Annotated in this window: 11 protein-coding genes; 4 read left to right on the top strand and 7 right to left on the bottom strand. The window is 63.0% G+C overall.

Annotated elements, in window-relative coordinates; genetic code table 11:
* Positions 1 to 808: 808 nt before the first annotated feature.
* The 4 genes from NDY25_RS15610 to NDY25_RS15595 form a co-directional block, all read right to left on the bottom strand.
* The gene (locus NDY25_RS15610; protein WP_168958283.1) at positions 809 to 1,693 is read right to left on the bottom strand and encodes a bestrophin family protein; all 885 of its coding nucleotides are present in this window, start codon (positions 1,691 to 1,693) and stop codon (positions 809 to 811) included.
* Positions 1,694 to 1,839: 146 nt separating this feature from the next.
* Entirely contained in the window at positions 1,840 to 2,436 is a 597-nt protein-coding gene (locus NDY25_RS15605) for an LON peptidase substrate-binding domain-containing protein (protein WP_168958282.1), read from the bottom strand.
* Positions 2,436 to 3,803, bottom strand: a complete 1,368-nt coding sequence (gene mpl / locus NDY25_RS15600; RefSeq protein WP_180336547.1) for a UDP-N-acetylmuramate:L-alanyl-gamma-D-glutamyl-meso-diaminopimelate ligase — start codon at positions 3,801 to 3,803, stop codon at positions 2,436 to 2,438. The genes NDY25_RS15605 and mpl overlap by 1 nt, the downstream gene beginning before the upstream one ends.
* A gap of 361 nt (positions 3,804 to 4,164) precedes the next feature.
* Positions 4,165 to 4,728, bottom strand: a complete 564-nt coding sequence (locus tag NDY25_RS15595; protein WP_006451255.1) for an adenylate kinase — start codon at positions 4,726 to 4,728, stop codon at positions 4,165 to 4,167.
* A 157-nt stretch (positions 4,729 to 4,885) separates the two neighbouring features.
* Here NDY25_RS15595 and NDY25_RS15590 point away from each other — a divergent pair, with 157 nt between their 5' ends.
* Positions 4,886 to 6,142 carry a 6-phosphofructokinase gene (locus NDY25_RS15590; RefSeq protein ID WP_168958280.1) on the top strand — a complete coding sequence of 419 codons (1,257 nt, stop codon included), beginning with the start codon at positions 4,886 to 4,888 and terminating at the stop codon, positions 6,140 to 6,142.
* A 288-nt stretch (positions 6,143 to 6,430) separates the two neighbouring features.
* On the opposite strand, the gene NDY25_RS15585 is transcribed toward NDY25_RS15590, so the two are convergent.
* Complete coding sequence (locus NDY25_RS15585; RefSeq protein ID WP_168958279.1) at positions 6,431 to 6,955, bottom strand: hypothetical protein; 525 nt, start codon at positions 6,953 to 6,955, stop codon at positions 6,431 to 6,433.
* 251 nt (positions 6,956 to 7,206) lie between these two features.
* Here NDY25_RS15585 and NDY25_RS15580 point away from each other — a divergent pair, with 251 nt between their 5' ends.
* Positions 7,207 to 9,234: a sodium-translocating pyrophosphatase gene (locus NDY25_RS15580; RefSeq protein ID WP_168958278.1), complete on the top strand. Its 2,028-nt coding sequence runs from the start codon at positions 7,207 to 7,209 to the stop codon at positions 9,232 to 9,234.
* Between the two features lie 195 nt (positions 9,235 to 9,429).
* Here NDY25_RS15580 and NDY25_RS15575 read toward each other — a convergent pair whose 3' ends face one another.
* A complete protein-coding gene (locus NDY25_RS15575; RefSeq protein WP_023905018.1) occupies positions 9,430 to 9,912 on the bottom strand; it encodes a hypothetical protein in 483 nt (160 codons plus the stop codon).
* Positions 9,913 to 10,108: 196 nt separating this feature from the next.
* Between NDY25_RS15575 and ppa the strand changes: the two genes are divergently transcribed.
* Positions 10,109 to 10,645: an inorganic diphosphatase gene (gene ppa / locus NDY25_RS15570; RefSeq protein WP_006449843.1), complete on the top strand. Its 537-nt coding sequence runs from the start codon at positions 10,109 to 10,111 to the stop codon at positions 10,643 to 10,645.
* A gap of 113 nt (positions 10,646 to 10,758) precedes the next feature.
* Positions 10,759 to 11,907 (top strand): HDOD domain-containing protein, encoded by a 1,149-nt coding sequence (locus NDY25_RS15565; protein ID WP_168958277.1) that lies wholly within the window; start codon positions 10,759 to 10,761, stop codon positions 11,905 to 11,907.
* Between the two features lie 324 nt (positions 11,908 to 12,231).
* On the opposite strand, the gene NDY25_RS15560 is transcribed toward NDY25_RS15565, so the two are convergent.
* The gene (locus NDY25_RS15560; RefSeq protein ID WP_023905020.1) at positions 12,232 to 15,120 is read right to left on the bottom strand and encodes a TonB-dependent receptor plug domain-containing protein; all 2,889 of its coding nucleotides are present in this window, start codon (positions 15,118 to 15,120) and stop codon (positions 12,232 to 12,234) included.
* Positions 15,121 to 15,139: the final 19 nt, after the last annotated feature.

Genomic DNA, 15,139 nt, shown 5'->3' with positions numbered 1-15,139 from the left:
GCAGCGGCGGTCGGCTGGCGAACGCGCAGTCCTGTAGATAAGAGCTGCTAATAAAACGTCTTGAACGCTGTATCGATGGCGGCAACGGGTTCGCGTCACTTGGACGCAGTCGAATGTTTAGGTCAACAGCCTAGTTGGTCGAGTGCGCGGTGCCCTCACCGCTCGCGGGACACGCCGTAAATCCGTCCATGGAGGCTCGGTGGCGGCATCCATGCCGCCACACGGTCCCGCAATCGGTAAGGACACCGCACCAGAAAGTTAGTCGGCTGCTTTCTTAAAAGCTTGTCCATTGCTCGGCCTGTGTTGGGAAGATGACCGAACGCGCCGTTATCCGGACAACGGCCGTCATGCATTGCTTGCACCATGCGCACCGACCATCCCGACTGGTCCTTGCCCGCCCACCGTCGCGGGACCTTACGCGGCATGGATGCCGCGTAAGAGCCTACACGGACGTACTTGCGGCGTGTCCCGCGATGGTGGGTGGGCAAGGGCCCTGCAGCCAAACCGCAGATCAGCCGCTCTGCAATCGACTCGCAGTCTGCTTTGCTTAAAACCATGCACACCAACCATCTCCACTGGTCGTTGCCGGCCCACCGTCGCGGGACCTTACGCGGCATGGATGCCGCGTAAGAGCCTACATGGACGTACTTGCGGCGTATCCCGCGATGGTGGGCGGGCAAGGGCCCTGCAGCCAAGCCGCAGACCAGCCGCTCCACAACCGTCGCATCCGCACCGTTCGATTACCTGAGAGCTTGCGCTTCAGCGCCGTGGATGCGCACAAGCCACATTGGTCAAGGGCGCGATGCACTCACCACAGCACACCATCCACCGGCTGCATCGGCTCCAGCGCCTGCTCGCCAATCGCCTGCAACGCATCGATTTCCACCGTGCGGCACATGCTGTCCAGCGGCAGATCGTGGATGGTGTTGGCGAAGGGATCGACCAACTCGTCGCCGATCTTGAGCACTGCCAAGAACATCAAGCCCGCAACGGTCGAACCCACCGGTGTGGCGTATTGCAGCGTCTCCACCAGGCCGATCGGCAGCAACACGCAGAACAGCCGAGTAAACAGGTTCGGATAGAAGCGATATTGATACGGCAGCGGCGTATTTTTCAGCCGTTCCATACCGCCTTGTGCGTTGGCGATGTCCACCAGAATGCGCTCGACACTGGCCTGCTGGATGCTGTCGATCCAGCCATCGCGACGCGCCTGCTCGACGCTGCGCCCGGTGTTATCGAGCAGGCCATTGGCGACATTGGTACGCGTGATTACCGAAGCCACTTCATCGGCATCCAGCCGCGATTCCAGCACCGCATCCACTGGCAAACGACGTAGCTGACAGCGCAGCGCATGCACGTACGCGATCTGGCGCAATGCGATCGTGCGCCCCAGCGCTGCGGCTTCCGGCGCAGACAACACGCTGATGCTCAGACGTACCAGGTTGCGCGATGCATTGATCATCTGGCCCCACAGCACGCGCCCTTCCCACCAGCGTTGGTAGGTCGAATTGGCACGAAACCCCAGAAACAACGCCAACGCCGAACCGAAGATGGTCAACGGCAACGCAGGCGCGCGGAACGGCAGCACGTAGTAGATGATCGTGATCAACACGTCCCAGACGAACAACACCGCCAGGGTCCGCCAGACCTGGTCGAATACATCGGATACACGCGGTTTGACATCGATGATCAAGGCACACTCCATGGATCGATAACGAGTGACGCCGTTGCGCGCATCCAGTTCATGGATGCCATCGTCAGCGCACTCAAGCGTGGCGAGTGTGCCGCTGCAGCGGTGCAAGCGCGGTGATGGGTCACCCGCGCTCCAGCATCACCGCGTTATGGCATCCACGCCAGCAATTGATCCAGGCGCCGATGCGGATCGTCCTGTTGCAACAACGACAGACGTTGTTGTTCGGTCAGCGGCAGCAACTCGGCCAACCGCCACCCTACCCAGGCCGCTTGATCGAGCAGGCCAGGCCCGGCAGATGCGAATTCGCCATCCACCTGTTCGAGCATGCGCTCGAGCACGGTGGCCAACAGGCTGTGTTCGGGGCGCAGCTCGTCATCGTTGTCAGGCTCGCACCAACTCACCTCGCCCACGACAAGTCCGTTATCGCGGATGCGCGAACGCTGCACATGGAAGCGCCGCGTGCCGCGCAAGCGCAGTACCAGCACACAGTCGGCACCAACGTCGAAATCCTCGATACGCACTTCGGTGCCGAACGCCGCCGGTGTCGCCGGTACGCCGACTTCTGCGCCATCCAGAATCAGACACACCCCGAAACTGGTGCCGGTGCGGCCGCACTCGCGCACCAGGTCCAGATAGCGGCGCTCGAACACGCGCAAACCCATCGCAGCGCCCGGCAACAGCACGTTGTGCAGCGGAAACAGCGGCAGTGCGCTGCTGTCGGCAGTGGTGGTCATTTCGTTCATCAGGACAGCTGCGCCAGAAAGCGACGCGGCGCGCCGTCGAAGCCGCCATTGGACATAAACACCACATGGTCGCCGGGCTGCGCAATCTCGCCCAGCGTGTGCAGCAATGCATCCACGTCGTGCGCCACATGTGCATCACCGCGCACCTGCGCAACGATCGGCGTCGCATCCCAAGCCAATTCGGGCCGATGCAGAAACACCACCGCATCGGCATCTTGTAACGATGGCGCCAACGCCTGCGCATGCGCGCCCAGCCGCATCGAATTGCTGCGCGGCTCCATCGCCACCAGCACACGTGCCGCCCCGACCTTCGCACGCAAGCCCTGCAGCGTGGTCGCAATCGCGGTGGGGTGATGCGCAAAATCGTCGTACACAGTGATGTCGCGTGCCTGTCCCAGCACTTCCAGTCGCCGTTTGACGCTTTGGAAGCGCGCTAGCGCCGGCATCACCGTTGCCGGATCAATGCCCACTGCATGCACGGCGGCCAGCGCCGCCAACCCGTTGAGCACGTTATGCCGACCGACCAGCGGCCAGTGCACCTGGCCGATCTCCACACCGCGATGCAACACTGCAAACACGCTGCCATCGGCGGCGATCAAGCGTGCGCTCCACTCCAGCGCCGCATCGAAACCGAAGCGCTCCACAGGCGTCCAGCAGCCCATCGCCAGCACTTCGGCCAGGCGCGCATCTTCGCCGTTGACGATCAGCCGCCCGCGCGCCGGTACCGTGCGTACCAGATGATGAAACTGGCGCTGGATCGCCGCCACGTCGGCAAAGATGTCCGCATGGTCATATTCCAGGTTATTGAGGATCGCCACCAGTGGCCGGTAGTGCACGAACTTGCTGCGCTTGTCGAAGAACGCAGTGTCGTACTCGTCGGCTTCCACCACGAATTCGCGGCCCTGCCCCAACCGCGCCGACACGCCGAAGTCTTCGGCCACCCCGCCGATCAAAAAGCCCGGCGCACGCCCGGCCGCCTCAAGCAAAAAGCTCAAAATGGTGGTGGTGGTCGTCTTGCCATGGGTGCCGGCAACCGCCAGCGTATCGCGACCCGGTAGCACCTGCTCGGCCAGCCACTGCGCACCGGAGGTGTAGCGACGCCCCGCGTCCAGCACCGCTTCCACGGCGGGGTTGCCGCGCGACAAGGCATTGCCAATGACCACATCGGTGGTCTCGGCCGAAATATTGGACGGCGCGTACCCCTGCGCCAGCGCGATGCCGAGCGTTTCCAGCTGCGTGGACATTGGCGGATAGATGGCCTGGTCGCTGCCCTCTACCGGCCAGCCCAGCTCGCGCGCAAGGGCGGCGACACCGCCCATGAAGGTCCCGGCGATGCCGAGGATGTGGAGTTTGGTCATGCCGCACATTGTCGCCGATCGCCGGAGTTACGGGACATTCCGATCCATCGCCAAAGGCGCTGTCAGGAAACTCCTACCGTACTGTCGGGAATTTCCCGATATACGAACCTCGTCACATATCTCACTATGCTGAACGCCAGTCGCAGCACCCTTTTGGTCCTACTCCCCAAGTGGCCAGAATCCCCAGGGGGCTCATGCTGTCGGGGCTCTGAGCAAGCCCATCACTGGCGTTATTCCGCCCCGGCCGTCTTGTACGGCCGGGGTTTTTCTTTTTGCGGCATCGCACATGCGAAAAAGCCGCGCAGCCTGATGGCGCGCGGCCTTGTGAACCAGGTGCGTGGGCCAGGCGTCGCGCCCGGCCCCAGCCGACTCAGCGGCCCAGTGCCTTGCTGATGCGCTCGAGCACTTCGTCCAGCGAACCCACGCCATCCACGCGCGCCAGCTTGCCGCGCTGCTCGTAGAAGCCGATCACCGGTGCGGTGGAATCGGTATAGACCTGCAGGCGCTTGCGTACCGACTCGGGGTTGTCGTCTTCGCGGCCCTCGGCCTTGGCACGACCAGCGATGCGCTCGACCAGCAACTCGCTGGCGACGTCCAACTGCACCACTGCATCCAACGGCTGACCGATCTTGCCGAGCAATTCGTCCAGCGCATTGGCCTGCGCCACATTGCGCGGATAGCCGTCGAGGATGAACCCCTTGGCGACATCGGCCTGGCCGAGCCGCGCCTCCAGCATGCCGAGCAGAATTTCGTCGGACACCAGATCGCCACGCGCCATCACTTCCTTGGCCTTCAGGCCAAGCGGTGAACCAGCGGCCACTTCGGCGCGCAGCAGATCGCCGGTGGAAATATGCGGGATCTCAAAGGTGTCTTTGAGCCGTGTCGCCTGGGTGCCCTTGCCCGAACCGGGCGGTCCCAACAGAACCAATCGCATCAGTGGACTCCACTTTCGAATAAAAACGCGTTGCGGTTGGCGGCGTTAGACTCAGGTCTTCGCCAGCGCTGACCGTATGGTCGTGCAGCTTACCGCATCCGGGGAATGTCCCGGCACTGTCCCCTGCGCCATGCCCCCATTGAGGAGCCCGTCCCCTATGACCACTGGCAACTTGTTGTATGCCCAATCCGGCGGCGTCACCGCCGTCATCAACGCCACCGCCGCCGGTGTGATCACCGAAGCACGCGCACGCAAGATCAAGGTACTGGCCGCACGCAACGGCATCCTGGGCGCATTGCGCGAGGAGCTGATCGACACCTCGAAAGAATCCGCCGCCGCGATCGCCGCGCTGGCGCAGACCCCCGGCGGCGCATTCGGCTCGTGCCGCTACAAGCTCAAGTCGCTGGAAGAAGACAGCGCCAAGTACGAGCGCCTGCTGGATGTGCTGCGTGCGCACGACGTGCGCTGGTTCCTCTACAACGGCGGCAACGACTCGGCCGATACCGCCTGGAAAGTCTCGCAACTGGCCAAGGCCTACGGCTACCCGCTGCACTGCATCGGTGTGCCCAAGACCATCGACAACGATCTGGCGGTGACCGACACCTGCCCCGGCTTCGGCTCGGCAGCCAAATACACCGCGGTCTCGGTGCGCGAGGCCGCGCTGGATGTCGCCGCGATGGCCGACACCTCCACCAAGGTCTTCATCTACGAAGCGATGGGCCGCCACGCCGGTTGGCTCGCCGCTGCGGCAGGCCTGGCCGGTCAAGGTCCGGACGATGCACCGCAGATCATCCTGCTACCCGAGCGCGCCTACGACCAGGCGGTGTTCCTGGCCAAGGTGAAACAGGTCGTCGAGAAGGTTGGCTGGTGCGTGGTGGTCGCCAGCGAAGGCATCCAGGACGCACATGGCCGCTTCGTCGCCGACGCAGGTGGCGCAACCGACTCGTTCGGGCATGCGCAACTCGGCGGCGTGGCCTCGTATCTCGCAGCGCAGGTCAAGCAGGAGCTCGGCTACAAGGTGCACTGGACCCTGCCCGATTACCTGCAACGCTCCGCACGCCACCTCGCCTCCAAGACCGACTGGGAACAGGCGCAGGCCGTCGGCAAGGCCGCGGTGCAATACGCGCTCAAGGGCATGAACGCGGTGATCCCGGTGATCGAACGCGTCAGCGACGCACCGTACCGCTGGAAGATCGTGCCCGCCCCGCTGCACAAGGTGGCCAACCACGAAAAGAAGATGCCGCCCAGCTTCCTGCGCAAGGACGGCTTCGGCATCACCGAGCGTGCCCGCCGCTATTTCGCCCCACTGATCAAGGGCGAAGCGCCGCTGGCCTACGGCAGCGATGGGTTGCCGAAGTATGTGACCTTGAAGAATGTGGCGGTGGCGAAGAAATTGCCGGCTTGGGAGGGCTGAGTTTCAGGTGTTGCCAAGCGGAAGAATCCATCGCTTCCATCGAGAGGACCGCATGCGCAACCCGTCCTAGCCTTCTCAGCATCCTGTTGCAGAAAGCCGAGAGCAAAAGGCATCGGTGGACTCGCTGATTCCGCCAATGGAGCCTGGCAGCAAGAACTCGCTTGATTGTGCAATCACTTCAGCGCTACATCGTCGGCTTTCGAAGCCGACTAAAAGACAAAACAGCGCATCCCAACATTGCCGGGGTGCGCTGTTTTTAATATCTCGAAACGAAACGAAATGGCTCGTTTACTGACAAGCCTTGCCTTCCACCGTCATCTGCGCGGCAAACATCGGCACCTGCGGCATCTTTCCAGCGGCGGCCTGTTGCTTGGCGTCTTCCAGATAGATGCGTGACTGGCCTTGACCATCGAGTTGCGGCTTTGCCTCCACCGGCTTGCGCCAGATGCGCACCACGGCCTGCTGCGCCGGGCAGGCGGCGCTCGGGACGCGGACCACGTCGTTGAAGATCCAACCCGATGCGACGCTGGGCGTGGCCTTGGCGAAATCCACGAAGCGCGCGCGTGGCTGGCAGGTCGGGCTGCTACGCACGACCGAGAAGGTGTATGGCTGCGCAGCGTTACCGGTGAACACGCCTTCTAGGCGAGCGCAGGCTTCGGGAATCTGGCGCAAGGTGTGCACGGCACCGACCGCTTGCGCGGTGCCGGCAGCGCGTTGTTTCAACTCCGGCGTTGGCTCAGCAGCAAGCGCGTAGCTGGTGAACAACAAGGCTGCAATCGTCACGGCAGACTTCGACGCGGCATAGTTCGACATACACACTCCTGGATCGGGTCGATCACGTTGGGCCGCAGGCTGTCACGCCGCGACTGAACAACGTGCCAAAGCCGTGGTGGTGGCGGCCTCACAAGGTGCGGCGCATACTCGGCCGCGATCCGGCCACATGAACATCGCGACGCGCGTTACGGTCATTGTGGCCGTCGAGTCCGTATTCGCCAGTCCACTCGCTGCGTGCATCGCCCTTGATTCGTCCCGACCGGACGACATCCATTCTCTTGGGAGGGGTCATGCTGGAACATTACGGATTACTGCTTGCACTGGGTTGTGCGGTCCTGGCAATCGTCTATGGAATTGTGTCGGCACGCTGGGTGATCGCGCAGCCGAGTGGTAACGCACGCATGCAGGAGATCGCTGCCGCGATCCAGGAAGGGGCGCGCGCTTATCTCAATCGACAGTACCTCACCATCTCGATCGCAGGCGGCGTGCTGTTCGTGTTGGTCGGGCTGTTTCTGAGCTGGTACACCGCGGTGGGTTTTGCGATCGGCGCGGTGCTGTCGGGGCTGGCCGGCTATATCGGCATGAGCGTGTCGGTGCGCGCCAATGTGCGCACCGCCGAGGCCGCGCGACATGGTATCGGCAAGGCGATGGATGTGGCCTTCCGCGGCGGCGCCATCACCGGCATGCTGGTGGTGGGTTTGGGATTGCTCGGCGTGGCCGGTTATTACGCGGTGCTGCAGGCGATGGGCCTGCCGCTGGAGCAAAACCTCCACGCACTGGTGGGGCTGGCATTCGGGTCTTCGCTGATCTCGATTTTCGCGCGCCTGGGTGGCGGCATCTTCACCAAAGGTGCGGACGTGGGTGCGGATCTGGTCGGCAAGGTCGAAGCCGGCATTCCCGAGGACGACCCGCGCAATCCGGCGGTCATCGCGGACAACGTTGGCGACAACGTCGGCGACTGCGCAGGCATGGCGGCGGATCTGTTCGAAACCTATGCCGTCACCGTGATCGCCACGATGTTGCTGGGCAGTCTGACGCTGGCCGACACCGGGCCGCATGCGGTGCTGTATCCGCTGGTACTCGGTGGCGTGTCGATCATCGCCTCGATCGTGGGTGCGGGCTTCGTCAAGGTCAAAGCCGGTGGCTCGATCATGGGCGCGCTCTACAAAGGCGTGATCGTCTCAGGCGTGCTGGCCGCACTCGCCTACTGGCCAATCACCCAGACGCTGATGCGCGACAACATCCATGGCGCGACGTCGTTGTATGTGTGCGCATTGATCGGCCTGGTGCTCACCGGCCTGATCGTCTGGATCACCGAGTACTACACCGGCACCCAATACAAGCCTGTGCAGCACGTGGCAGCGGCGAGCACCACCGGCCATGGCACCAACATCATCGCCGGGCTTGGCATCTCGATGAAATCCACTGCGCTGCCGGTGATTGCGGTGTGTGCGGCGATCTGGGGTGCGTTTTATTTCGGCGGGCTGTACGGCATTGCGACCGCCGCGACGGCGATGTTGTCGATGGCCGGCATGATCGTCGCGCTGGATGCGTACGGGCCGATCACCGACAACGCTGGCGGCATCGCCGAAATGGCCGAGCTGCCACCGGAAGTGCGCAACATCACCGACCCGCTGGATGCGGTGGGCAACACCACCAAAGCGGTGACCAAGGGCTATGCGATCGGCTCGGCGGCGCTGGCCGCCTTGGTGCTGTTTGCCGACTACACCCACAACCTGCAGGCGGCCAATCCTGGCGAAGTGTTCGCCTTCGATCTGTCCGACCACACGGTGATCATCGGCTTGTTGATCGGCGGGTTGATCCCCTATCTGTTCGCGGCGATGGCAATGGAAGCGGTGGGGCGTGCGGCAGGCGCGGTGGTGGAAGAAGTGCGCCGCCAGTTCCGCGAGATCCCGGGAATCATGGCCGGCACTGCCAAACCCCAATACGACCGCGCAGTCGACATGCTGACCCGCTCGGCGATCCGCGAAATGATCATGCCTTCGCTGTTGCCGGTCGTTGTGCCGATCGTGATCGGCCTGCTGCTCGGGCCACGTGCGCTGGGCGGGCTGTTGATCGGCACGATCGTCACCGGCCTGTTCCTGGCGATCTCGATGACCACCGGCGGCGGTGCCTGGGACAACGCCAAGAAGTACATCGAAGACGGCCACTTTGGCGGCAAGGGCAGCGAAGCCCACAAGGCCGCGATCACCGGCGACACGGTAGGCGACCCGTACAAGGACACCGCAGGGCCGGCGATCAATCCGTTGATCAAGATCATCAACATCGTGGCTTTGCTGCTGGTACCCCTGCTTTGATGCGTTCCATGCCTTCTGAACGTGTGCAACCCGGCGTCAAGCAAGCAGGCCTCCAGCATCTTGGCCGGTGACGACGGATGACGGAGTAGAGCGCGGCTGATGCGGTCATCGCAGCACGCTCCGCTGCCATTGGCATGCGGCCGGGCCGGCGACAGATGGAGCTGCGCGAGATGCGCAGCTCCATCTATCTCATGCTCAGAGGCAGCCGATCAGGCCGTCATAGATCGGCGGCGCGCCATTCGGCAGCGGCTCGAACAGCGGGTTGGTCACCGCCAAGGTGCGATACATCTCGTCCAGACCGGTCCCGGCCTTCAACGGCGCCGTGCAACGCCAGACCCGGCTATCGGAGCGCAGGTACCCGCTGCGGGGATCGACGCTGACCTCGCTGGCGCCGAAGGTCCAGATGCAGCTGCGCACCACGCCGGTCACCCGATGCACCGAGCAGCGGAAGCGTAGCGGCTGGTAGTCGCTGAATTCGCCACCGCAAAAGGTGTCGCCGCAAATATTGTCGAAATCGCGTTCCAGCCGCTGCTCCAGATCGACGAACGCCTCCCAGCCTTCGCCATTGGCGGGCCAGTCCACCGCGTCGACGAAGGTCGGCGGCGGTGTTGCCGCGGCGGCAACCTGGGCGAACACAGAAAGCAGCAGGACAACGAGCAAACGTGCGAGCTTGGACATGGCAATTCCCTTGCAGTGGATGAGCCTGCAGCGTGCGCCGCGCCTTTGGCCGCAACGATCGGGGAGCTGCTCATGATGAATGCGGACTATGCCGCGTGCCGGGGTCGGCGCATTGCCCATTCAGTGTCGCTGCACCGCAACAGCCGAACGCGTAGAATCGCGCTCCACACACTGCTGAAGCCTCGGAGCTACGCGCATGGGACTGGAACTGGTCACCGCCGGCAAGAATCTGCCGGACGAAATCAATGTCGTCATCGAGATCCCCAAGGATTCCGAGCCGGTCAAGTACGAAGTGGACAAGGCCAGCGGCGCGATCTTCGTCGACCGCATCCTGTCGACCCCGATGCGTTACCCCTGCAACTACGGCTACGTGCCCAACACCTTGTGTGGCGATGGCGACCCGGCCGATGTGCTGGTGGTGCTGCCGCTGCCGCTGGTGCCTGGCTCGGTGGTGCGTTGCCGTCCGGTGGGCGTGCTGCGCATGAGTGACGAAGCCGGTAGCGACGAAAAAATCCTGGCCGTGCCGATCGAGAAGATCTTCTCCGGCTATGCGCACATCGAGGACATCAACCAGGTGTCCAGCCACTGGATGGAGCGCATCGGCCACTTCTTCGAGCATTACAAGGACTTGGAGAAGGGCAAGTGGGTCAAGCTGGATGGCTGGGGCGGCGCGGCTGAGGCCAAACGCATCCTGGTGGAGTCGGTGGAACGCTACAATTCCGACGCAGCCTGATCGATCGAGCGTGATGCAGTCCTGCAGATGCAGGGCGATCGGGATCACGCTTTTCGCGTGATCCCGGTGACCGCCGTCGGCAGATTGGGTACATTGCCGACAGCGTATGGCCGGTGTCTGTCGCCGGTGACTCTTGGGGAAGTGTCTTGCGTATTCTGTTTGTTGGGGACGAAGCCAGCCTTCCGTCCGACCTGAGCGACTATGTCTCTGATCTGGGCGATCAGTGGCAGGCGCAGCAAGTGGCCGACGGAAATTCGGCGATCGAAGCTGCCGCGTTATCGCCGTTCGATGCCGTCATCGTTGCACCGGTGCTGCCGGATCTCACTGCCGCCACGTTACTGGGGCAAATCCGTACGTTGCGCCCGGACACCATTCGTATTGCGTTGATCGATGCGCAGGATGGTCAGCGCACCCCGCCGGCCCGCATCATCGGGGTGGCACATCGCTTCCTGCCGATGCCGCTGGCGCCGGAGGTCCTGCTTGAGGCGGTCACCAGCCTGGAAGAGCTGCGCGATCTGCTCACCAATCCGCGCTTGCGCGCCGCGATCGGGCGGATCGAGAAGCTACCGTCGCCGCCGCATCTGTATCTGAGCCTGATGCACGCGCTGGAAGAAGACGAAGGCGCCGATGCGGCCGATATCGCCAAGCTGATCGCCGGCGACCCGGCGATTGCGGCAAAAGTGCTGCAGTTGTGCAATTCGGCGTTTTTCTCCGGTGGCCGCAGCATCACCGATCTGCGCACGGCGGTGACCCGTCTGGGCGTGGCGACGCTGCGCGATCTGGTGCTGGCCAGCGAAGTATTTTCGGTGCAGACCCTGACCCCGGCCGAGCGCAATGCGATGCAACGCCGCGCCCTGCTCTCTTCGCGCCTGGCTGCAAAAGTGTTGCCACCGACCAGTGCAGAACTCGGCTCCACCGCCGCGCTGCTGGCCGATATCGGCCTGTTGCTGCCCGGCGTTCGCGACGAGCGCGAACCGCCACTGGAAGGCGGCGACGAGCGCCTGGGCCATACTGAGGCCGGTGCGTACCTGCTCGGCCTGTGGGGCCTGCCGATGCCGATCATCGAAGCGGTGGCCTTCCATCGCCACCCGCAGCGTTCCAGCCTGCGCAGCTTCTGGGTGACCGGCGCGGTGCATGTCGCCACGGCCCTGGCCAGCGGCGAAGCCGTGGACGAAGAGTATCTGTCCAAGGTGGGCGTGATCACGCGCCTGCCGAAGTGGCGCGAGCAGGCCGAGACGTTGTTGGGGCTCGCCGAGGCTTAAAACCAAGGCGCTACTGCTGATGTAGCAAGCCGATATAACAAGAAGGGCGCGACATGGTCGCGCCCTTTTTCTTTGGCTGCTTCCAGCTGTTTTTCCAGGCTATTTTCTTGAATAACTGGCTACAAAACACAGTGAATATAGCTGTCGCTCGCCTCGCATTGCTCGCGCATCGAAACACATCCATACGCACTCCATGACTCACGTAGTTGCCTGCGTCGCAGGCCTCACGCTACCTGCAGTCAAGACAAGGCAATCGACAAACGACAGACAAAAAAAAACGGGCCTTTCGGCCCGTCTTTTTTTCACCTTACGACGCTTCGATGATCAGAAGCGCTGGTTGTACTGCACGAACAGGAAGCGGTCGTAATCCAGCATCGGATCGATCGCCGCAGTGCTGCTGTTGGTGATCGAGTAGGTCACCGGCGGCTGCTTGTTCCAGATGTTGCGGGCACCCACGGTCACGCTACCATCCCACGGAGCCTGCCAGGTGACAGAGACGTCCTGGTAGGAGATCGAGCCCTTCTTGTTGGAACCGGTGCCGCCGCCCCAGCCCGGATTCGGGGTCTGGTAGTTCGGGTTGTTGCACTCGATGCCAGCCGCTGCATCCCAGCAGTAATCACGGAAACCGCCGTAGTAACGCAGGTTCCAGTTGGCCGACAACGCACCCAGCGACCAGTCCAGACCCAAGGTGGCACGCACGCGCGGGAAGTTCCAGTAGCCGGCGGAATTTGCCCACTCGGCACCGGCTTCTGCCTGCGACTTGTAGGTCGCCAGGTAGTTGGTGTCCAGGTTGACAGCGAACTTGCCGTACGCGGTTTCCGGCATGCGGTAACGCACACCGAAGTTGTAGCCTTCGGTTTCCAGACGGCCCAGGTTGACGTTGCCGCGGCTCAGCGTGGTGACCTGCCCGGTGACCGCGTCGCGACCGTAGTCGGCGCAGTAGCTGGCCAGGCTGTTGAGGTAGCAGTTGTTCAACACATCATTGGCCGTCAGCGACGTGATGATGTTGGAGATCGAAATGCGGTACCAATCCAGCGAGAAGTCCAGGCCCTGCACCCAATGCGGGCTGTACACCATACCCACGGTGCGGGTGATGCTGTATTCCGGCTCAAGCTCGGCATTACCCACGCCCGAATTGAACGGCGCATTGCCCTGCACGTCGCGACGCGTCACCGGGTTGCCTGCAGTATCGGTCTGACGGAAACCAGCCGGCAGGCCTTCGCCTGCGCAGCGCGCTGCGACACCCGCATTGCCCAGCGAACCGAAGGTCGCATCGCACGGATCGGTGAAGGTATCGAACGTCTGCGAGCCGCCACCGAAGGTGTCCGACAGGGTCGGCGCACGGAACCCGGTGCCGTAGGTACCACGTACCAGCAGGTCGTCGATCGGCTTCCAGGTGAAGCTGAACTTGCTATTGGTGGTGTCGCCGAAGCGACTGTAGTTGCTGTAACGCGCGGCCACGTCGAACGACAGTTCCTTGGCGCCCGGCAGATCCTTCAACACCGGGATCAACAGCTCCAGATAGGCTTCGTTGGTCTGGTAGCGACCTTCGGTGGCCTGCGCAGCCAGGTCGGTGGTGTAACCGGCGCTGGACAGCTGATCCGGGTAGTCGTAGCCACTGATTTCGCGGTGCTCGACGCCTGCGGCGAAGCCAAGCTCACCGGCCGGCAGATCGAACAGACCACCGGTGACGTTGGCGGTCCACTGCTTGCTCAGGCTCTGCTGCGTGGACTGACCCAGTGCATTGATGTACTGCAGCGCGTTCGGTGTGGAGGCCGACGGGCCGCCCAGGATGTTGAACGGGGTGCACTGGCCCAGCGCGTTGCTGGTGCCCAGCGGCAGCGGGCTGGCAGCCGTACCGCACTGCACCTGACCCTGTGCATTGAGGAACGACGGACCCAGCGCCTTCTGCAACGCCAACAGGTTGATGTTGCCGCGCGAAACCTGCGTCACATCGTACTTGTTGTAGTTGAAGCCGACGTCCCAGTTCCAGCCGTGGCTGCCGACGTCGAACACGCCTTCCAGCGCTGCATCGAAATGCAGGGTCTTGACGTTGCTTTCGGTGGTGCGCGGCAGTTCGACCGTGCGGCGGAACCAGCTGGTGATGTCCTGGCCGACCGGGTTGTAGTAGCTGCTGCCGCTGATCGCCACCGGGAACTGCGGCTGCGAAGAGGCCTGCAGCGGGTAGCCGGCGATCTGACGGTTCGAGTCGCGCTCGGAGTACATCGCCGTCGACTTGAAGGTGATGCTGTCGGTGATGTTGTAGCTGCCGGTGGTGAAGATCGACTTGTTGCGGCTGGACTGCTGCAACATCATCTGGTCGACGGAGTTGTAATAGTCGTCGGTGGTGATGTCATTGTGGTAGTTGGCGATGTTGCGCGAATCCGCACCCACGCCACGGCCGTCGAACGAACCGGTGTGGTTGAGGATGTAGGTTTCACCATTGGAGGTGAAACGACCCCACGGGCCGGTCGCGCTCAGGCTGTCTTCGATGTGGTTCGGGCCGGCCGAGTAACGGGTCAGCGCGCGATCCTTGGCCCACACCGGATCTTCATTGGTGTAGTTGGCGCCAAACACCAGCGACGCACGGTCGGTGGTGGTGCCGGCGGTGAAGGAGTACTGCTCCTTGGAACCGTCGCCACGACCGTTCTGGCCAAAATACGCCGAGGCTTCTGCACCGTCGTAGTTCTGGCGCAGGATGATGTTGACCACACCGGCCACGGCGTCGGAGCCGTAGATCGCCGAGGCGCCGTCCTTCAGCACTTCGATGCGCTCGATCAACGAGCTCGGGATGGTGGACATGTCGGTCAGGCCGTTCAGGCTACTGGTCCAACGCTTGCCGTTTACCAGCACCAGAGTGCGGTTTTCGTTAAGGTTATACAGGTTGACGTATTGGCCGCCCTGCTCCGGGTCGGAGGTCAGCACTGCAGCCTTGCTGTAGGTCTGGGTGCCGGCAATCGACAGGTTCTGGAGGATGTCACCAACGCTGACCAGACCCGACTTCTGAATGTCCTGCTGGGTGACGGTGAACACCGGCTGTGCGGTTTCAACGTCGACCGAGCGGATGCGCGAGCCGGTGATTTCAATGCGGTCCAACGTCGTGGTCGACGGGGCGGACTGCTCTTGTGCATTGGCGGCAAAAGCCGGCGTCAACGCGATCGCAATACCGGCGGGCAACAGGCCCAGCCGCACTGCGGAGGTGCGAAGGTTCATCAATCTCTCCAGGGTTCGT

Source organism: Xanthomonas hortorum pv. pelargonii, from assembly GCF_024499015.1.
Taxonomy (GTDB): Bacteria; Pseudomonadota; Gammaproteobacteria; order Xanthomonadales; family Xanthomonadaceae; genus Xanthomonas; species Xanthomonas hortorum_B.
Note: the sequence above shows the minus strand (reverse complement) of the source record. Positions and strands in the feature narration are given on the sequence as shown.